This is a genomic window from Hirschia sp. (genome assembly GCF_058892565.1).
In genome coordinates this window covers 1-20,309 of the sequence record NZ_JBZXVU010000055.1, presented here as the reverse complement: position 1 = coordinate 20,309, position 20,309 = coordinate 1, and the positions used below count along the sequence as shown (strand labels likewise).

22 protein-coding genes are annotated in these 20,309 nt (G+C 45.7%); 14 read left to right on the top strand and 8 right to left on the bottom strand.

Annotated features, from left to right (window positions below):
- Together ilvD and AC5EF3_RS15955 are read left to right on the top strand one after the other, a co-directional pair.
- The coding region (gene ilvD, locus AC5EF3_RS15960) for a dihydroxy-acid dehydratase (protein WP_493548751.1) at nt 1-1,655 on the top strand (1,655 nt) is incomplete at its 5' end.
- Nucleotides 1,656-1,746: 91 nt separating this feature from the next.
- The gene (locus AC5EF3_RS15955) at nt 1,747-2,679 is read left to right on the top strand and encodes a DMT family transporter (RefSeq protein ID WP_493548750.1); all 933 of its coding nucleotides are present in this window, start codon (nt 1,747-1,749) and stop codon (nt 2,677-2,679) included.
- A gap of 24 nt (nt 2,680-2,703) precedes the next feature.
- On the opposite strand, the gene AC5EF3_RS15950 is transcribed toward AC5EF3_RS15955, so the two are convergent.
- The 4 genes from AC5EF3_RS15950 to ahr form a co-directional block, all read right to left on the bottom strand.
- Entirely contained in the window at nt 2,704-3,126 is a 423-nt protein-coding gene (locus tag AC5EF3_RS15950) for a hypothetical protein (protein WP_493548749.1), read from the bottom strand.
- Nucleotides 3,123-4,055: a ParA family protein gene (locus tag AC5EF3_RS15945; RefSeq protein ID WP_493548748.1), complete on the bottom strand. Its 933-nt coding sequence runs from the start codon at nt 4,053-4,055 to the stop codon at nt 3,123-3,125. Before AC5EF3_RS15945 ends, AC5EF3_RS15950 begins: the two co-directional genes overlap by 4 nt.
- Nucleotides 4,056-4,084: 29 nt before the next feature.
- Nucleotides 4,085-4,462, bottom strand: a complete 378-nt coding sequence (locus AC5EF3_RS15940) for a toll/interleukin-1 receptor domain-containing protein (protein ID WP_493548747.1) — start codon at nt 4,460-4,462, stop codon at nt 4,085-4,087.
- 549 nt (nt 4,463-5,011) lie between these two features.
- Nucleotides 5,012-6,016, bottom strand: coding sequence for an NADPH-dependent aldehyde reductase Ahr (ahr, locus tag AC5EF3_RS15935; protein WP_493548746.1), 1,005 nt, complete (start codon nt 6,014-6,016; stop codon nt 5,012-5,014).
- A 189-nt stretch (nt 6,017-6,205) separates the two neighbouring features.
- Between ahr and AC5EF3_RS15930 the strand changes: the two genes are divergently transcribed.
- The 5 genes from AC5EF3_RS15930 to AC5EF3_RS15910 all read left to right on the top strand — a co-directional run bounded on the left by AC5EF3_RS15930 (nt 6,206) and on the right by AC5EF3_RS15910 (nt 9,368).
- Entirely contained in the window at nt 6,206-6,565 is a 360-nt protein-coding gene (locus AC5EF3_RS15930; RefSeq protein ID WP_493548745.1) for a hypothetical protein, read from the top strand.
- 98 nt (nt 6,566-6,663) lie between these two features.
- On the top strand, nt 6,664-7,350 hold the full coding sequence (locus tag AC5EF3_RS15925; RefSeq protein ID WP_041301434.1) for an energy transducer TonB: 687 nt from the start codon (nt 6,664-6,666) through the stop codon (nt 7,348-7,350).
- A gap of 177 nt (nt 7,351-7,527) precedes the next feature.
- Nucleotides 7,528-7,977 (top strand): hypothetical protein, encoded by a 450-nt coding sequence (locus AC5EF3_RS15920; protein ID WP_493548744.1) that lies wholly within the window; start codon nt 7,528-7,530, stop codon nt 7,975-7,977.
- A 42-nt stretch (nt 7,978-8,019) separates the two neighbouring features.
- Nucleotides 8,020-8,868: a DMT family transporter gene (locus AC5EF3_RS15915; protein WP_493548743.1), complete on the top strand. Its 849-nt coding sequence runs from the start codon at nt 8,020-8,022 to the stop codon at nt 8,866-8,868.
- A gap of 98 nt (nt 8,869-8,966) precedes the next feature.
- Nucleotides 8,967-9,368 carry a hypothetical protein gene (locus AC5EF3_RS15910; protein ID WP_493548742.1) on the top strand — a complete coding sequence of 134 codons (402 nt, stop codon included), beginning with the start codon at nt 8,967-8,969 and terminating at the stop codon, nt 9,366-9,368.
- Nucleotides 9,369-9,390: 22 nt separating this feature from the next.
- Here AC5EF3_RS15910 and AC5EF3_RS15905 read toward each other — a convergent pair whose 3' ends face one another.
- Nucleotides 9,391-10,440 (bottom strand): aldo/keto reductase, encoded by a 1,050-nt coding sequence (locus tag AC5EF3_RS15905; RefSeq protein ID WP_493548741.1) that lies wholly within the window; start codon nt 10,438-10,440, stop codon nt 9,391-9,393.
- A gap of 211 nt (nt 10,441-10,651) precedes the next feature.
- Here AC5EF3_RS15905 and AC5EF3_RS15900 point away from each other — a divergent pair, with 211 nt between their 5' ends.
- The 5 genes from AC5EF3_RS15900 (at nt 10,652) to AC5EF3_RS15880 (ending at nt 15,483) form a co-directional block, all read left to right on the top strand.
- Entirely contained in the window at nt 10,652-11,371 is a 720-nt protein-coding gene (locus tag AC5EF3_RS15900) for a YceI family protein (protein ID WP_015827009.1), read from the top strand.
- Nucleotides 11,372-11,480: 109 nt separating this feature from the next.
- Nucleotides 11,481-12,128 (top strand): YceI family protein, encoded by a 648-nt coding sequence (locus AC5EF3_RS15895; RefSeq protein WP_493548740.1) that lies wholly within the window; start codon nt 11,481-11,483, stop codon nt 12,126-12,128.
- Between the two features lie 61 nt (nt 12,129-12,189).
- Nucleotides 12,190-13,419 carry a cytochrome b/b6 domain-containing protein gene (locus tag AC5EF3_RS15890; protein WP_493548739.1) on the top strand — a complete coding sequence of 410 codons (1,230 nt, stop codon included), beginning with the start codon at nt 12,190-12,192 and terminating at the stop codon, nt 13,417-13,419.
- 64 nt (nt 13,420-13,483) lie between these two features.
- Nucleotides 13,484-14,413, top strand: coding sequence for an L-threonylcarbamoyladenylate synthase (locus AC5EF3_RS15885; protein ID WP_493548738.1), 930 nt, complete (start codon nt 13,484-13,486; stop codon nt 14,411-14,413).
- Nucleotides 14,414-14,556: 143 nt separating this feature from the next.
- A complete protein-coding gene (locus tag AC5EF3_RS15880) occupies nt 14,557-15,483 on the top strand; it encodes a hypothetical protein (RefSeq protein ID WP_493548737.1) in 927 nt (308 codons plus the stop codon).
- An 11-nt stretch (nt 15,484-15,494) separates the two neighbouring features.
- Here AC5EF3_RS15880 and yaaA read toward each other — a convergent pair whose 3' ends face one another.
- Nucleotides 15,495-16,286 carry a peroxide stress protein YaaA gene (gene yaaA, locus AC5EF3_RS15875; RefSeq protein WP_493548736.1) on the bottom strand — a complete coding sequence of 264 codons (792 nt, stop codon included), beginning with the start codon at nt 16,284-16,286 and terminating at the stop codon, nt 15,495-15,497.
- 346 nt (nt 16,287-16,632) lie between these two features.
- On the opposite strand from yaaA, the gene AC5EF3_RS15870 reads away from it, so the two are divergent.
- A complete protein-coding gene (locus tag AC5EF3_RS15870; RefSeq protein WP_493548735.1) occupies nt 16,633-17,496 on the top strand; it encodes a hypothetical protein in 864 nt (287 codons plus the stop codon).
- Nucleotides 17,497-17,949: 453 nt separating this feature from the next.
- The gene (locus AC5EF3_RS15865) at nt 17,950-18,897 is read left to right on the top strand and encodes a pseudouridine synthase (RefSeq protein ID WP_493548734.1); all 948 of its coding nucleotides are present in this window, start codon (nt 17,950-17,952) and stop codon (nt 18,895-18,897) included.
- 1 nt (nt 18,898) lies between these two features.
- Here the strand turns inward: AC5EF3_RS15865 and AC5EF3_RS15860 are convergent, their stop codons facing one another.
- A complete protein-coding gene (locus AC5EF3_RS15860) occupies nt 18,899-19,543 on the bottom strand; it encodes a hypothetical protein (RefSeq protein WP_493548733.1) in 645 nt (214 codons plus the stop codon).
- A partial coding sequence (locus AC5EF3_RS15855; RefSeq protein ID WP_493548732.1) for a hypothetical protein occupies nt 19,536-20,309 on the bottom strand: 774 nt, incomplete at its 5' end. The genes AC5EF3_RS15860 and AC5EF3_RS15855, both read right to left, overlap by 8 nt.

Below are 20,309 nucleotides of genomic sequence, written 5' to 3'. Positions count from 1 at the left end.
GCTCATACTATTACGCTATGGGTCTCGGGACGAAGGAAATTGAACAACCATTCGTGGGTGTCGCGTCTGCATGGAATGAAGCAGCCCCATGTAATATCGCCCTTCAACGACAGGCTCACGCTGTGTCTGAAGGCGTTAAAAAAGCCAATGGAACACCACGCGAATTTTGTACAATCACAGTAACTGACGGTATCGCAATGGGAACAGAAGCCATGCGCTCTTCCCTTGTATCGCGTGATGTGATTGCAGACTCCGTTGAGCTTACAATTCGCGGGCATTTTTACGATGCGCTTGTTGGTATTGCTGGGTGTGATAAATCCCTTCCGGGTATGATGATGGCCATGTTGCGCCTAAACGTTCCATCCGCTTTCCTTTATGGTGGTTCCATCATGCCGGGCCGCTTTGAAGACAAAGACGTCACCGTGCTAGACGTGTTTGAAGCAGTTGGTTCCTATGCCGTTGGCGCAAACAATATGAACGAAGAAAAGCTCAACAAACTTGAGAAAGTCGCATGTCCGGGTGCGGGTGCGTGTGGTGGTCAATTTACAGCCAACACAATGGCATGTGTCTCTGAAGCCATCGGTCTTGCGCTCCCTCTCTCATCTGCTCTACCAGCACCTTATATAAGCCGCGATGAATACGCTGTTGCCACAGGTGAAGCTGTAATGGCATTGATTGAGCGCAATCTGCGTCCGCGTGATATCTGTACGCTTGAGGCATTTGAAAACGCCGCAGCCGTTGTTGCCGCCACAGGTGGATCGACGAATGCTGGTCTTCACCTTCCAGCTATGGCCAATGAAGCAGGTATTGATTTCCCCCTAGAGCGCGTGGCTGAAATCTTCAAGAAAACCCCTTACCTTGCCGACCTAAAACCAGGCGGGCGCTATGTGGCCAAAGACATGGGTGAAGCCGGCGGCATGCCAATGCTCATGCGCACAATGCTAGATGGCGGATACCTGAACGGTGATTGTATCACTGTGACCGGTAAGACATTGGCCGAAAACCTTGAAGACGTAAAATTCGACCCAACACAAAAAGTCATCTACCCCGTCACAAACCCGCTTTCACCGACAGGCGGTGTTGTCGGCTTGAAAGGTTCTATGGCACCTGATGGCGCAATTGTGAAAGTCGCCGGATTGGCCCACCAAACATTTAGCGGCCCAGCGCGTGTCTTCGATTCTGAAGATGATTGTTTTGAAGCCGTGCGCGACAAAACATACAAAGAAGGCGAAGTGCTGGTTATCCGTTATGAAGGCCCTAAAGGCGGCCCCGGCATGCGTGAAATGCTCGCCACAACAGCCGCCCTATACGGCCAAGGCATGGGCGATAAAGTGGCTCTCATCACAGATGGACGCTTCTCTGGTGCTACACGTGGTTTCTGTATCGGACACGTCACACCCGAAGCTTATGATGGCGGCCCTATCGGTCTTGTAAAAGATGGCGACATCATCTCAATCGACGCGATCAAAGGCACAATCGACCTTGAAGTTGACGAGGAAGAGCTTGCCAAACGCCGCGCAGACTTTGTACCCAAAGAAAACCTCTACGCCACCGGCGCGCTATACAAATACGTCCAAACAGTTGGCCCAGCCCACCTTGGCGCGTGCACACATCCCGGTGCCAAACACGAAAAACACATGTATGCAGACCTCTAGGTTCTAGCGACACTTCAAATCCGAAAAGCCCTATCAGAGACAAAACGATAGGGCTTTTCAAACGCCATTCCCCAAAGGCTAAATACGCCGCATGAACCAAACAAGCGCCCACCAAGATAGACCCATTACCGGCCTTGCCATCCGCTTGTTTGCGATTGCGACACTCGCCTGCATGTTCGCCCTTGTGAAATATGTCGGTGAACAAGATGTGCATGTCATTGAGGTATTATTCTATCGCTTCCTGTTTGGCACAATCGTCACAGGCGCATGGATTATCAGCCGTAAAGGCGGCCTCACCAATCTTAAAAGCACGCGCTATGGCGCACATTTGGCGCGGGCAATATTGGGCATTATTGCCATGGGCGCAAATTTCCTCGCCGTCATGCTATTGCCCATGGCCGAGGCCGCCACAATCGGTTTTACCGTGCCCATGATCGCCACAATATTCTCCGTGATTTTCCTCTCGGAATTTGTCGGCATAAGGCGTTGGATAGCCGTTCTTGTCGGCTTTTCAGGCATTGTTATCGCCATGCAGCCTTGGCACAATGAAATCCCCCTACTTGGCGCAGCCGTGGCCATGACGGGCGCAATTTTTGGTGCAGCCACCACAATCATTATCCGCAAACTCGCCACCACGGAGAGCGCCGCCAGCATTGTCTTCACCTACACGCTTCTGGGCGTCCCCATCACCGGAATCGCCATGATATGGGTGGGCCAGATGCATTCTTTAGAGGTATTTGGGCTATTAATCGCAATATCTATTCTTGGCACAGTTGGACAACTCGCCCTGTCAGAATCCCTGCGGCTAGCTAATATTGCTGTTGTGATGCCGATGGATTATTCAAATCTGATATTTGCCACAGCCCTTGGATATGTGTTCTGGGATCAAATCCCCAGCCCAACCTTATGGCTGGGCACGCCCCTCATCATCGGATCAGGCATCTATATCGCCCTACGCGAGCGCAAACTCTCCATCCAACGCGCCATGCACCCCGAAAACCCATCCCCCGTCCCAAAGGGATAGGGCAGACTACAAGGATACATGTCCTCAACGCTTCAGTCTGTAACGTTCTCCAACCTGCTCAATAATGCGCTCTAAATCACCCTGCGTAATAACAGTGGACAGAACTTCCAGCATTTTCGTTAAAGATACGCTAGTGGCAGGCCGCTTCAACTCTGCATATTTATTAAAATCAATAGAGTCCAACACCGTTTTTTTGAACTCAGCGGCTTTCATCCCTGTGCGCGTCTGAGCACTTTTTAGAGCACCTGATAATGGATGTGGTGGCTTTCGAGATGATTTTACTGCCCGCGCTGGTTTTTCTAATTCTTTTGCGACTAGGTTTAAAAATTCTGTCCTTCCTAAACGTTCATAATCCGCAAGGAACTCTTCCACATGGCTCGCTGTAATATTTGGTTTGGAGCGGCTTTTCTTTATTAGAGCCAAAAGCTCCTGCGATTTAGAATTCATTTTTTGGTCCCCGCATCAGATATCAATAACAACTCATCTGACAGAGCATGCATAGATTCGTTTGCTGCTCCGAAAGAAATGTCTTTTAACTCACTATTTAACGCCGCATTCAGATATTTTTCGACGCCAATCATTCCTTGAGTTAAAGGAATACGGGTCTCCAAAACTTTGTTTTTAACGAAGGAAACTAAGCTTGAAATTTTATCCGCAGACTTTGAAAAGTCGTTTGCAAAATCTCTTTCTGTTACATTATTCAATCTATAAAAATTGAACACTGGATAGGTTTTCCCATCAATATCACAATCAAAGACGTTTAGAGCAGCCTGTTGCATTGAATAAAGACCACGCACAGCATTGTAATCAGCTCTAACAGGTGAAATAATGTTATCTGCAAACTTTAAGGCACAATGAGTCAGCAAAGAAGCCGATGGGCCAGAATCAATAAAAATTGCATCATAATATCTAGACAATGCACGCACTGATTTTGAAAAATTATATAAATACACTTCTTGAGCTGTAACTGATGCTTTAGCGAATTTCATCATCCGATAATCAGCCGGTATGATGGAAAGTGACCCATTACTTGCTGAATCAGATATTTTCATAGCCAATGAAGACCAGTTAGTTTCAACATCATGGGCAAATGCCATAAGGAATTTAAAGTCGTACTCACGCCCTACTTTTTTACAGACCCTTTTCGGTTCAAAAAGAGAAAGAGCAGTATGCCCCTCAGCAGATGCGACCGCCAACGCATGCCGCGTCAAAAGCAGGTCACTTAAATTTTCTTGAGGGTCTAAATCTATCAATAAAACCCGCTTGTTGTGCTTAGATGCAAAACAACATGCAGCTGAAGCGCACAAACTTGTTTTTCCTATGCCACCTTTAAAATTCACAAATGAAAAGATGGAAGCCAGCGCATCTTCACTCAAGCGCCATTCCAGAGCTTCTAAAAGCTTATTTAATATGTTCTGGGTAAGTTGAACATGATAACTAATGAACTGGATACTTTGAATAAATTAGATGCCCATGCAGAGCTTTCATCAATTTCGTCCCGCAATTCAACTGCTGGCACATTCGAAATTGGGATTATGGGAATATTCGAAGCGATTGCTGTTTCAACTTCTTTTTTTACCCACTCACTTTTTAAAGATGCTCTCGTCAGTAATAAAACTAGACAACGTGAAGTTTGCACCTTTCTAATAATAATATCCTCAAACTCATCGCCCGGCTTCAACTTTTGATCATCTTGCCAATTTTCGAATCCATGCTCACTCATAAACTGAGAAACGCGATCAGCTTGCTTCTGATTTTCACTACTATACGATAAAAAAATCAATCTTCGTCCCCAAAATCGGAACTCAAGAAACTCGAGAACACGCATCAACCCGTCGTTAACATTCAAAACACGTGAAGTTGTATCCAGCAACAAATAAATGCCTAAGTATTTCTAAAACCAGTATGGAAATCTCAAAACTTATCCTCCTGCTTAAAACCTCACCCCATACTTGCTGCATCCAATCTTCAGGGGCGGCTCGCGACCGACGTGTGGAATTGGAGGAATGGGCCTGCCAATACTGGATAACGAAACGGTGCGTTATCTAAGTTGCAGGGCTGAAGGGAGATAGGCTTGTAAATTGTAAATACAGGTCAGGTCTTGGGGGCATTGCCCGCCCCTTCAGTGGCTTTGCGATAAGCCAAAACCATTTTGCGAGGCGCACCTTCGGGCTGCGTTACCAGCTGGCCACCCGCCAGCACACACATTGCGGCCAGACTGTGCGCCTTGCGCCCCGTTTACCAACCACATTCATGCCTGCATCGGGCATACCTGCATCGGGCAATCTCCCAATGCAGATATTTTTGTTGGTTTACGCGCTTAAACAGATGTCTATTTGTTGGAAAGCACGACGCGATAATGCACATCGCCAGATTTTAGACGGTCCATCGCTTCATTCACCTGATCCATGCGGAACATTTCAATGTGTGGCTTAATGTCATGGCGTTTGGCAAATTCAAGCATTGTCGCAATGGTTTGCGGACTGCCAACCGATGATGATGAGACCGATTTTTGCTGCTCCATCAACGCAAACACACTGATATCAAGCGGCTCCAATGTTGCCCCTGCAAAATGCAATCGCCCTTTAGGTGCCAGCGTCGATAGGTATAAATTCCAATTCAAAGCCACATTTACCGTGGAAATGATGACATCAAACCGGCCTTTCGCGCTCTTTATTTCGGCCTTATCACGCGAATTTAACGTGTGGTGCGCGCCCAGTTTTTTAGCTTCCTCAATCTTGCTTTCGCTAGATGTAAAAGCCGTTACTTCACATCCCCACGCGTTCAAAAATTGAAGCGCTAAATGCCCTAAACCGCCAATGCCAATCACAGCCACTTTACTGGTCGGCGGAATGTCATATTGCACAAGCGGATTAAACACAGTCACACCCCCGCAAAACATTGGCCCCGCCGTTTCAAGGTCTATTCCCTCCGGTATCGCCACCACACTCTGAGCCTGCGCCCGCACCTTATCGGCAAAGCCCCCATAATGCCCTGCAATTGTTGGCTGCACTTTCTCACATAAATTCTGGTCCCCAGCCCCGCAATGCTTGCATTCATTGCAATAGCCCGAATGCCAACCAAGCCCCACATTTTGACCAATGGAAAAAGATTTCACATCCTCACCCACTGCCGCAATCACACCTACAACCTCATGTCCGGGCACTAACGGATAAGCACTAAATCCCCAGTCATTATCAATCATGCTAAGATCACTGTGACAGATACCGCAATAATGCACATCTATCTCTACTTCATCCCGCCCTAGAACTCCCGGATCATATTCAAATGGTTTCAACTCACCTTTAGCTTCAAATGCGGCATATGCTTTGATCATAGAGAAAGTCCTTTGGGGTAATAAGGTCCAAACAGTGTTTTATAGGCGTAAACAATAAACAGCCTTCTGAAACAAAGTACACCTGCCCCAAGGAGAGCCAATCTAAGAGCAGAATATTTCCACTTTATTTTGTTGTTTTATCACCTAAAATCAAACTTCATCTCAAGACGTGACACTAAGGCCAACAATATGCGCACTTCTGACAAGAATTTAGATACCTATGATGTCACTCTATTTGAAAGAGAAACACCCAATTTCTGGATGGTCACAGCAAGTTTTGACGCAAGTGACCGGTTATCCATATGCAGTGGCGGTATTGATGATGAGTGGTATATCATTGTTGAACAGGGCCAATTAGGGGCGCTTAAACGTGTGCTAGATAAAGCTGCAAAACCTCGCGCAAAAACGGGTGATGAAAACGCCGATATACTGAAAAACCTAAAAACTTTATTCGGGGATCAAGATTCAAATCCGTTTGAACAAATCAAAATATTTCTTGATAATCGCGGCATAAACTGGAAACCAGATCACTGGGCCAGCTTGGATTGATATACAACTTTAGGATAAATTGACCTGAAACTTATTCAACTTTAGCCTGAAACAATACGATAATAATTTCATCTGTCTATTTTCTTAGGGGGGAAACTATGTCCGCTGCTGTTCTCGATCCGAATTCAATCTCCATGCTTTCAGACACATCTGAAACACATGTTCGAACACCTCAGAAAAAATCAATTAACCTGCTTATGGCTGGCGCAATAGCCACTGTGATCACGCTAGCGCTGTTCTGTACGATGGAATATCTAATCCGCATAGATGCGATAAACATGCAAAAAGCAAAGGACTTTACATTACGGGCATTTACGGTTGAAACTATCCCACCCCCAGCACCGTCAAGTTATCTTGATATCGAGATAATCAAAACACCCATCCCTCCAGCTGCGCCTGCTATTAGTATTACTGCTTCAGATGCACCTAGTTTGAATATACCAATCATAAATAATTCAGCGCCGGATTTGGTTTCGCAAATTCCGGTTATTGCAACGGGCACCTATAATGGACCATCAACGGCAATCCCCATCCGACAACCTCTACCAACCTATCCCAGAAAAGCCTTGCACCAAGGTTTATCTGGCCTCTGTGATGTAGCCTTCGCCCTAGATCCACAAGGACGCCCTTTCAATGTAGTCGCTGATTGTTCTGATGCCGTTTTCAATGCATCCGCTGAACGCGCAGTTCGCAAAGCGTTGTTCTCACCAACTAAAGATGCTTCCGGCGTACCCGTCACCACTTACAATATGGTCTTTCCACTAGAATACAAATACGCCGAATAAACTCTTTCCTCCGCGTGCGGCGAGACGGTATTTCTTATCAAAAAAGGAAGCCGTCTTGTCTGCTGTATGCATTTACAGCATTTGAGTTTGATTGATTGCCAAACTGCACAAGATTTACCATAAAGTCCTACATTCGATGCGCAGCGTTTAAATTATATATGCTCGATGGGGACGAATATGGACCAGATGATCAATGCCGAAAGCCTGTTGCAAATCCATGAATTGATTGGCCAACACAGAGAGTTGATTTCCAATACGTGGCAATTTTTCGTAAGTGTGCATATCGCGATTTTTGGTTTGCTGTTTATGATAAATCCAGATCGTGTAAACTGGGCGTCACGCCTCGTTTTGTTTATGGCTTATAGCGGGTTTATGTATCTAAACTACAATGCACAAATCGATAATTACACCTACGCGATGGAATTATTAAATCTCGCCAAAGAGCTAGAATTTGGCCTACCGGACTCTCAGTCCATCATGACCAATGTTTTTAACAAACCAGGCTGGGTGCTTGAATATCTAGTCTATATCTTCGGTGTGGCAGCTTGTATTGGCGGCACTCTAATTTTAATCCCGAACCACCCAAAATTGCGTGGTTCACACACGAACATCCCGTTTGAAGACTAGTCTCTGTGCTCGTCTAACTCCAGTCGCGAGCATCAAACTCAATTGCGTATATTTTTACTGACCTTTCTGGCAATGCTGGCTTTTGCTGCTAATTCCGTGCTAGGCCGCCTCGCCCTCACCGAAACACCAACCCAAGCGGCGTTAATTGACCCCGCCAACTATACGCTAATCCGCCTCATATCTGGTGCGATCGTGCTGGGCCTATTGGCTAGTTTTAAAAACGGGTTCAACAAAACAGCATTTGCCGGCAGCAATATCATTTCAGCTTTCAGCTTATTTTTATACGCAGCGGCATTTTCATTCTCCTATGTCGCAATAGATACTGGCCTTGGTGCTCTTATCCTGTTTGCCTGTGTCCAGCTCACCATGATGGGATGGGCCATAGTCCAAAAATACAAATTCACTTTAGGAGAAATATTCGGAAGTCTAGTCGCTTTCGGGGCACTGATTTGGCTCGTTTCACCCGGTGTATCAGCACCCGATCCAATTGCCGCTGTGCTAATGGCTATTTCTGGCATTGCGTGGGGAATATACTCTATTCGAGGTCAAAAATCATCTTCTGCACTCTCTGCTTCAGCAGGTAATTTTTTGCTAACCGTCCCCCTGACACTGATATTGATCCGCCCATTTGATTTCAACCCGATGGGGATTGCTCTAGCGGTTGCCTCAGGTGCCATTACATCCGGCTTAGGTTATGCGCTTTGGTATAGCGTGCTTCCTAAACTCACCACAAGCAGAGCGGCAATCTCTCAATTGTCCGTGCCTGTTCTTGCCGGTATAGGTGGTACATTTCTATTATCAGAAAATTGGACACTGCGCTTTACAATCGCATCTACGCTTATTTTAGGCGGCATTGCACTCGCCATTATAAGCAAACGAAAAACAAGCTAAGACCAGAAAAATCCCGCCACATAATCCAACGCATTGAAGAAAGAGGTAAACTCTGATTTTCTGGAACATAGTAAACAGGAAACGTCAGGAGCCTTGATATGCAAGAGAGCACACAGCGCGTTCTGGACATGATAAAACGTGCCCGCCCAAAATTCACGAATGAAGACCTGCTAGATATCTATGAGGATCTCACCGACCTATCTACAAACGAATTCGTAGAAGCCATGCAACCGCCTAAAAAACCAATAAAGCTTGGCTCACCCGACGATCCCAATTTTATTGCTTTCATGGAAGCACGCAACAAACTATCCATGGTCAAAACATCTGAATATGTCACCATGCTTTTAAAAGCACTCGATAAACGCGGTTTGCTTGGCTCATATCAACTAAACGCGAGTCAAACCAGCTCCGTCGCTAAATTTTACGAAGGCCTGACGCGACGTCTCAATCCGGAAACTATTGTGTCTGTCGCTCTGGATATGGCTGCGGGACGCATATAGCGCCCCGCCCCATAATATGCCTTTATGGACAAGGATTTGGCTGGACTTGATGAATTGCATTCACGCAATCTTCCATCACACTTGTCCATTCCAGATCAAATGCATCAATACAGGTTTTCAATTGGTCCATTGTTGTCGCCCCAATAATCGTAGCCCCCATATATGGCCGCGTATCACAAAAACGAATTGCCAATTGTGTTGGGTCAACATCTAGCTCTTGCGCAAGATCCAAATATGCATTCGTCGCTTTTTCAGCAATCGGCCCCTCATACCGCTGGAGGCGATCAAATAGCTGCTTGCGAGACCCTTGCGGCAAAGCACCATCACGATATTTCCCGGTTAGAATACCTTGCGCCAAAGGGGAATAGGCTAGTAGAGACACATTTTCATGACGGCAAACTTCTTCAAGATCACCTTCAAAGCTTCTGTTGAGCAAGCTAAAAGCATTTTGAATAGACGCGACGCGCGGAAGTCCACGCTTTTCAGCTTCTTGGATGAAACGCATCACCCCCCAAGAGCGCTCATTCGACAAACCAATATGACGAATATTGCCCTTTTCAACATGCGTGTTGAGCGCCTCTAATTGCGTTTCAAAGGCTTCATATTCACTATCCCAATCAGCTTCTGATAATTTTGATCCGAAAATCTCAGCTTTGCGGTCAGGCCAATGAATTTGATAAAGGTCGATATAGTCAGTCTGCAATCGCGACAAACTTTGCTCTACCGCAATATCAATCTGCTCTTTCGTCACGCGCAGAAGATCATATTTCTTTTCCCCGCGCATCCAAGTCATTGTCGAACGACCGGCAATTTTGGTGGCAAGAATAACCTTATCGCGCTTACCTGTCTGCTTAAACCAGCTACCGATCACTTTTTCAGTGCTGCCATATGTCTCTTCTTTGGGCGGAATAGAATAAAGCTCTGCCGTATCGAAGAAATTCACGCCTCGGTCCAACGCGTAATCCATCTGTTGATGGCCTTCAGCCTCAGTATTTTGCTGTCCATAAGTCATCGTTCCAAGACAACAGGCCGACACATCAATATCCGTTCGTCCGAGTTTTCTCATTTGCATGGGCAAAACTTTCTTTCAGATTCACAATAAGCAATTTTCTATGATTTCTAGATCTATGTAGACCTTATCGTTAATTGTACAAGCTTGAGGCGTTTATGTTTAATCCAACATCTCAGATCTTCACAAAAAAGTGATCAAACCGAACATATGCGCTTTGCATTCGATCCTTACATATGCCGTAATGACCTTTTATTCAGCAGAGAGATAAACCATGAAGAAAACAACTATTCTGGGAACGCTAGCAAGTGTTTCCTTGCTTGCACTTGTGGCGTGCCAACCAGAGAACGCAACTGCAGAAGCGGCTCCTCAAGAAACCACACCAGCTGTTGAAGCAGTTGATACAGCAGCTGCCGAAGCTGTCGCTGCGCAATTGGCTGAAACAGCTGCAGGCGTTTACAATGTTGAAAAAACCCACGCTTTCCTTTTCTGGGAATTGAGCCATGGCGGTCTGTCCACATACACAGCAAAATTCACAGACTGGGATGCAAGCATAAACTTTGATCCTGCAAACCCTGCTGCATCAACTGTAACAGCGTCCATCGACCCAACATCTGTAGAAACAGACCACCCGACAAAAGCGGATGAGTGGCACACAGAATTGGCAAATGACTTTTTCAAAGCAGCTGAATTCCCAGCCATCACTTTTAACTCTACATCTGCTAAAGTAACGGGACCAAACACAGGTATCGTGACAGGTGATCTCACATTCTTGGGCGTTACAAAAACAATCGATCTTGATGTCACGTATAATGGTGTTGGCAACAAGCCTTGGCTTGGTGATCTAGATGTTATCGGCTTTGATGCTACTACAACAATCACACGCTCAGATTACGGCCTGACCAAACACGTCGACAATGGAATCGGCGATGAAGTCACAATCAAGATTTCAGCAGAATTTGTTCAAGCTGAAGAAGAAACAGCAGCAGAATAAGCTCAGCGACTTCACAAACTATTCATTTAATTCGCCCCGCTTTACCATTGCTAAAGTGGGGCGTTTTGCGTCTACTGGTTATACCAATTTAGTTGGCTGGAGGCCTCCGATGAAAACGAATACATCGACATTGACGAATAAGTTTCTATTTGCTCCTGCTCTCGTAGCGCTTCTCTCACTGTCAGCATGTATTTCTCCGCCCAAACAAGCTGTCAGTGAGGTTCAATCTGGTAATTATTCACTCGACAAATCACATGCCTCTCTTGTTTTTTCGGTCCAGCACATGGGATTGGCTTGGTACACAATGCGGTTTGAAGACTTTGATGCCAGTATTGATTTCAAACCAGACGCACCAGAAACATCCTCCGTATCAGCAGTCATCAATCCATTATCTATAAGTGCTAATCACCCTGAAAAAGGCAAAGAATGGGACAATGAATTAGCCACGGATGATCGGTTTTTATCTGCCAATACATATCCTGACATTTCATTTTCATCGACAAATATCGCCATCACCGGTGAAAATACAGGTGTCCTGACAGGTGATCTAAATATGTTAGGCACCATAAAACCCATTGAAATGAATGTCATTTTCCACGGATCTAACTCTGTCCCTTGGGCACCTGGCAAAGCGATTATTGGATTTTCAGCAAATGGGTCATTCAATCGTTCTGAATTTGGTATGACGTCTTTATTGCCCAACACGGTAAGTGATGAAGTCAGATTTCAGATTGAAGTAGAATTTAGCGAAGACTAGTTCTAATATAGTTTTTACTCTGCCTTGCAGAAAATACACGCCTACAAATTGGAGAATTTCCATGTCCCTCATGAAACACCGCTATTCAGCAGTTGCAATTGCCCTGCACTGGATTTTGGCCTTTGCCATAATCGGCATGATTGCGCTTGGCTGGTATATGGGGGATTTGCCTAGAACATCTGCCATTAGAGGCGATTTATATCAACTTCACAAATCAATCGGTGTCTCAATTCTTGTCCTGACAGTCGCACGTATCCTTTGGCGAGTGATGAACAAGCCGCCCGAAGAAGTTCCCATGGAGCATACACAAGCACTGATAGCCAAAGCTGTTCATATTGGTTTTTATGGCCTGATGATCCTTATGCCATTAACTGGCTGGATGTTGGTTTCTGCCTCGACACACGGGCTACCAACGATTATATATAACACATTCTCTTGGCCACATTTACCTATCCTTCCAAACTTAACGGAAGAAACAAAACACGCCATTGACCCATTTTTGGAAAATGCTCACAGCAAGCTTGCTTGGGTTGCCATTGTCCTGCTTGGGCTTCACGTGGCCGGTGCTTTAAAGCATCAATTCATTGATAAGGATGGTCTTATGGCTCGCATGCTACCCGGAATATTTGGCTCAACGGATGGGGTTGCTCAACCTGCAAAAGGCGTATTGGTTGCTTTTGGCGGCGCTGCTGCTTTCTTTGCAATCATTGTCGGTCTTGGTATGTTTATCGGCAATGCTGACGCCAAACCCGCACCAAATGAAACACCACAACAACAAGCGCCTGTTGAAATTATTCCAAATTGGGAAATCAACAAGGAAGAGAGCACAATCGGCTTTTCTGGGATTTACAACAAGAAGCCGTTTGAAGGTCAGTTTGAAAGCTGGACTGCAAAAATCAATTATGACCCCGACACAATGCAAGCCGCTCAAATAGAAGTTATTGTCGACACTGCAAGCGCCAAAACCGGCGACACATATAGCGACAAATCTCTTGTCGGCACAGATTTCTTCGATGTTAAAACATACCCGGAAGCCCGTTTTGCAGCCAATGGTGTCTTTGCAACAGATGATGGACTAGAACTCACAGCTGTTCTAACATTGAAGGGACAAGATTTCCCTATTCGCATGCCTTTCACATTAGACATTGCAGATGGTTCTGCTGTTATGAATTCATCCTTTGGCCTTGATAGAGTATCATTAGGACTTGGAGTCGAAAATGATCCAAACGCGGAATGGATTTCACAAACGATAGACATGAATGTCAAAATAGTCGCATCAAGACTAAACTAAATAACATGTGGCGTGTTTGTTTAAATACGCCGCAATTTCCTCACCCCTGCATTAGTCAGAATAAATGCCCAATATTATCCAATCCCCTAGCCATGATACCATGGAACAGGCCGCGCAGATCATTCGCGATGGCGGTATCGTTGCGATCCCAACCGAGACTGTCTATGGCCTTGCAGCGGACGCAACCAATGGGGAAGCGGTTGCCCGCATATACGCTGCCAAGGGCCGCCCGAGTTTCAATCCGCTCATTTCTCATGTCAGTGATATGGAAATGGCAGAAGAATTAGCCAATTTTTCACCCGCAGCCCTAGAACTCGTTGAAAAATTCTGGCCCGGTCCACTTACATTAGTTCTACCCAAAACGAAGTATTGCCCTGTCAGTGCTCTAGCAACAGCGGGATTAGACACAATCGCCCTGCGAGCCCCACGCCACATTGTTGCACGTGGTCTGATCGCTGCTGCCCGTTGCCCGCTTGCAGCACCGTCCGCCAACCCTTCCGAAGCGCTGTCTCCAACCACAGCCCAGCATGTCGCAGATATGCTCTCTGGAAATGTCGACCTGATACTCGATGGTGGCCCATGTAAAACAGGCGTCGAATCGACAGTTGTCTCTGTTGTGGGTGAACGCCCCGCACTGCTACGTCCTGGCGCTCTGCCACGCGCAGAAATCGAAGCTATCACAGGTCCTTTGGATGCTCCTTCTGAGAAAATCGCAAGCCCCGGCATGATGCGCCGCCATTATGCACCGAATGCAAAATTACGCCTTGATGCAACCTCCCCAGAAAAAGGCGAAGCCTATCTTGGTTTTGGTCCAAGCAAACACAAAGTCGCAGCCAATCTCTCAACATCAGGTGATTTGCTAGAAGCTGCCGCAAATCTATTTGCAATGTTGCGCATTCTCGACCTGCAATATGATCGTATAGCGATTGCGCCAATTCCTCATGAAGGTCTTGGCGAAGCCATTAATGATCGCCTCAAACGCGCCGCTGTATAGCCTTTGCCTAGACCGAAGAATGTCTTCAATTGGCCTTTTTATGTATTCAGGTTTAAGCTTAACAAATGGACTTGACGCGAGCGTATAAGCATTGAAAGTGCGCTCAGGTAAAGTTGGGGTTTACCCAAATCAGGAGTGGGCTTATGCGGGCATTTTCTTTTCTATTAGCATTAATTGCCATTGCATGTGGCGGTGCTTGGTATTGGTTATCACAGCAAGATGCCGTCACATCCAATTCAGCCCCCCAGCAATATGAAATGGTAGAAGCAGCTGCTCCCGCTGAAGATTATGCAACAGAATCCGCACCTATGGATGACACCTTCGACGATAGCTCCGCCGCCATGATGGATGCAGACGATCTATTCGATGAAGATGGCAATGTTGATATAGAAGCGCTCAATAATCTTCCCGCCACAGCAGCTGGCGGCAACGCCCAACCCGCTCAAATGAACCAGAATAGATTTTCACCGCAAAGCACGCCCGATGCACCCATTGTCGCCGAGCGGTCTGTTCAAGCGGCAACGCCAAGCGAGTTGGACAATTTCAAATCCCGCCCCATTGCCTATAACCGTCCACCCGAAGTTTTAGCCCTTGGTAAAGCTGTTGATGTATCTCTCATCATTGATGCCACCAGCGCCGCAAATCCAGCAGCTGGTCTAGAAGGTTTTGAAGGCGAAATCGTAGAGCGTGATGTGGTGTTATCCGATGAAGTGGCCGCGCAACTAACCGGTGCTGCCTTTGAGATTGAGCTTATGTCCGTCTCTCGCCAGATTCTATCTTCCCGCGCGCAAAACCGTTGGCATTGGCGCATCACCCCCGTTGAAGAAGGTGAGCACATGCTCATCCTTGAAATCTTTGGCTATGCCCAAGGCTCCAACGCAGCAGAACCACTCGATGCCTATCGTGACCGTATTTCTGTTGAGGTCAAACAACTTGATAAAATCGTCACGCTCGCCAAAGATTATGAGCCTGTGATTGGCGCAATTGGCGGTATTGCCGGCATGTTCTCTGCGCTATTTGCTTTCATTCGCTTTAGCAGCAATAATCGCAAGAAAAAGAAGAAGGCTTAACCGGCCCTCTTCTATTTGCCTTTTGGCGCAGGTTGAGGACGTTTAAACACCCATTTATCTTTGCTCGACATCTCAGCATCAAAGCTATAGCCCTCAGAGTTAAACCCTTTAAGGCCCTCAGCTTCAGTAATCCGGTTTTCGATAATATAGCGTGCCATCAAACCGCGCGCTTTCTTGGCGAAGAACCCAAGCGTGCGCGCTTTACCATCTTTCACATCCTTAAAGTCACACGTTATGATGCGCGCTTTAAGTGCCTGTTTATCAACAGATTTAAAGTATTCATTCGAGGCCAAATTCACAACGATTTCATCGCCGCCGCTCGCCTTGATATCTTCGTTCAATTGCTTGGATATCCGGCTACCCCAAAACTCATAAAGGTTTTCACCGCGACGTGTTTTCAGCTTTATGCCCATCTCAAGACGATAAGGTTGCATCCCGTCCAGCGGACGCAACACGCCATAAAAACCCGACAAAATACGCACACAGTTTTGAGACCATTCAAGCGCGTCTTTATCCAATGTCTCAGCGTCCAACCCGATATACACATCGCCGTTAAACGCAAGCGCGGCCTGCTTTTCAGCCTCCGCATTTCCATCGGGCGCAAAGGCCTGAAACCGATCATAATTGAGATTGGCAAGATCTTCGGAAATGCCCATCAATTCCCGTAATTTTGCTCGGCTTAACCCGCGCGTCGTTTTGGATAAAACCGCTGTATCATCCGCCAATAAACGCTTTGTCACCGGCAGCTCTGCCGGCGCAGCATCATAATTTAAAGATTTGGCAGGCGATAAAAGCACAAGCATGAAAACAACCCTTATTCAAAACGACTCATATAAGTCTATTCTAAATAGGTCTTCTTCCCGCTTTCGTCAGCCCTTCCCCCATTTATATCGACCATCACTGGAAGATTTATGAGAATGGCTGTTATTCGCCAGAAATGGACATTGGTATAAATTCATTTGGACGTGCTTACTTCCAATTATATCTGCAGGAGTTAAAGTCAAATTGGTCTACTTCAGGGGGCGATTTGGCACATATCTTAAGTCCATACATCACATTAGGCATTGAAATCAAAACTGGCCCTAGGTTGCTCCTATCATTCCTGCTCTCCTCAATCTGAAGATCCATGAATGAAGCTTGGAGGAAGAGGTGACTCATTTGTTAGAAAAAATAGTAAGTTTGTTTATTGTGGCAGTCCTTTGTTCGACCTGTTCTGTAAACGCAAGATCAGAAGATCGATCGGAGGTGAAAAATAAATCTGCTATTGTCAGAGAATTCAATGTTCATCGGTCCGTTGATGGATGTACTGCATCTAACAAGAAAGACTCTCGAGATTATATGCATGCATTCTCAAGCAAAAATGATCCTGTGTCGATTTCAAATGATGGCCGTTGGCTGCGTCTATATGAAATGGAAGAGCATTATAATAATGAGTTTTTGTTGTATGATCTCAATTTAGGGGTGGAATTTCGAATATCTCATCCTAATAATAAGGTGATATTGAGCGATTTTAATTTTAGTAAAGATGTATCAGCTCTCAGTTTTTCTGCATACATTGGTGGTTTGTTGTCAGAAGTTTTTTTTGTTGAACTGGAGCATTTTGTTGTTCAGCGCAGAGGGGAGCTTGGGAAAGGGTTGCAGTATCCAATCATGTTCCAAGATGGAAGTGTTGGATATTACGAGGCAGAACAAGACGAGAATGCGAGTTTGCTTAAAAAGTCTCGATCTAAGGCAATTTTATATCATGCAGTTATTCAAAACCCTTCTTTAGAAAATTATTATCTCAATATTGAAGGCGATAACGAAGAGTATCGATTTTATTTTGATAAAAGTGGGGAAGCGTCAAATCGAGCTAGAATACTAAAGATGTATGGCGCTCCATTTCAAAAAAATAGTGATGAAGAGTACGTCTTGCTTTTTGATAAAATACTCCAAAACTCAAAATTGATAGAGCGTAGAAATAACTTCGGCGCTGTTTTTTTTAAATTTGAACAAGAGTGCCTCGAGTATTGAGGTTTGAATGGATAACGAGTGATCAGTATCTAGAAATTATCAAGTTTAAACAAGGTATACACAAGTTCAATGATGAACAAGAAATGTTATCTGAAGTTAGGAACAAGCTAGTCCAGATAAAAGAGTTTTGTCTTCGTGATACGGTTTTCGAATAATGTACTGCATTTATTTTGAATTGAAGGGGGAGTTATGCCAGAATTTGTAAACTATCTTGATTTTTTAGACAAAAGTATATCGCAACTCTGAACGCTACTCTTTTGACGAGACTATTCTATTCATCTGTCCGTTTCGGGCCACAATTGCCCCCTCTACATTCATTTCTCTCCCGATTCATCCCCCATCGCACACATTCGTTAGTGGGGTGACAGAAGTTCAAAACTATTTCACAACGCCCAGCACATTATATACACATGAGATACACACTATCTCGACATAAAGTATGGACTGATTTGTATGGCTTGGACCAAAACCTATGATGGCGAAGAGCCTCAACGCATCAATAAATGGCTCGGTCAGTCCGGTGTGTGCTCACGTCGTGAGGCTGAAGGTCTGGTCGAACAGGGGCTGATATCCATAGATGGCGTCAAGGTCACAGAGCCGGGTCGCAAGATCGAAAAAGGTGAAACCCTCACCCTCGCCGATGCCGCAACAGACAAGCTGGCCAGCGCTATGTCGGTCATTCTCAACAAGCCGATTGATTATGTATCCGCACACCCAAATGAAGGCGAAGTGCCGGCGGTGCGCCTCCTCACCAAGGCCAATTTATCAGGACAATCTGAAACTATCCCTGACCGTGATACCCGCCTTGCCCCTGTTGGCAGGCTCGATAAAGATTCGCGCGGCCTCCTTATCCTCACAGAAGATGGTGTGCTGACAAAAGCCGTCATTGGCCCAGATGCCGACAGTGAAAAAGAATACCTTGTCACTGTGAATGGCACTATCACGCATGAAAAAATCAGACGCCTCTGCCACGGATTGCGTATGGATGGCCGTGCCCTCAAGCCTGCTATCGTCACGCATGAAGGCGGTCAGGTGCTGCGCTTTATTCTGACAGAGGGCCGCAATCGCCAAATCCGCCGCATGGCAGAGCTGGTGCAGCTGCATGTGGTTGATCTTTTCCGTATCCGCATTGGCCATGTCCATATTGGTGAACTGTCAGAGGGCAAATGGCGCACAATGACAGCGGGCGAACGTGATGGATTAATTGATAAATCCAAAGCAGATAAAAGCCTTAAGCCTGATCCTAAATCAAGCGTTTTTGTGCCGCCAGAAAAACCAGAAAAACCCGTTCGTCGCCAAGGCACAAGCGCCAAAAAGCTTGATCCTTATCGCAATGCGGACGGGTATTCAAAGCGCAATTATAGAGCCAAATCACGCCCTAAATATCCCGGAACAAAATAGCCTAAAACAAGCCGCGTTTTAGCAATTCTGTTGGCCCACTTTTACCTTCAATTTTCATAATACCTTCTGGTGTTGTTTCCCCTTCTTCAAGGTCAAACGACACATCAAGCAGGAATGCAGGCATAGAATTTTCGTGTTTTTTGCCGTTTGGATCAAAAACCTTCCATTCAAAACACCACAAATCTTGGGTTGGTTTTAGGTCAAATTCTTCCGATGCAGCCACCTCTTGATCAATTGATGATGGGTTCATCCAGAATGTCTTGGCCCCCACCGTCCCTGGCTCCACAATAAACGGTTTGATGTATGCTGTTTGTCTGCCATCAGCAGAATATTCCTGAACACGCACCCGTTTTTCGTCTTCGGCAATAACACACTTATCCACGTTCGATGATTTCACGACTGAGACATCAGAGACAACCAAAGACCGCGTCCCCCTGTTGGATAAAACAAGCGATGCATCAATATAAAATCTATAGCTTGCGCTCTTTGTTTCACTATTGGATGAAAAACCACGGTTCACTTGCCCTTTAACATCAGCAATTGCTGCCGTCAGCGTGTAGCGCGCATCAAAAAAGGTCAGATATGTTGTCATGCTGGATAACACCATTGCCGCCAGCGCCAAAACTGTACTCGAAATATTACGCATCTTCTGTTTTTATCCCCATCTCGTCCGTCGCGTTTTCTCGCAATGACTTTTGTAGCATTTTTGCAAATTTGCGGACCTGATTTTCACCGCTTAAACCTATTTTAGACGTTCTCACCGGCTTTTTATTATCACCAAAAATAATCAAAGATCCTTCTTCTTCATCCTCTGGCAATTCATATCCATGAGCATGAAATGTTTGAGCCACACCGCGCCATTCATTGACTGGATCATATCCATTTTCAATCGATCCTCGGTCATTTGGCGGATCAACCACAATGGTCTTTTTCAGTGCACCAGATGTCAATAAATGCTCAACTTCCCAGCTTGTACCTTCTCTTGGTGAGGGCAAAAGCACAATCATTTCAGACTTGTCGATCAACAATTTGATTGCGTCCTGCCATACATCATCAGCCACCCGAATACGGCCCGCTCCCATATGCTCAAGCGGTTTGCCAAGAGCCACCAGTTTTCCCAATGGACGCAATGCCTTTTCAATTTCTTCTTCAAATTCAACTCTATCAGAAGCAACCATAAGCGTTCCATTGCCCATAGAACTTGCACCAAGCCCAACGAGTTTTGTTTTCTTTGCGCCTATTTTGTCGGTAGACGCAAAAGGACGAAGATAAAGAATAAACGGCTCCGGCGCTCCACCGCCTTCTTTGCTCAAAGACTTAAATATCTGGTCAGCATCCATGTCTCGCTGTCTTTGTTCAAACCAGCCTTCCAGATCGAAGAATAATTGAGCAATCAGGATTGAAGCCACCAA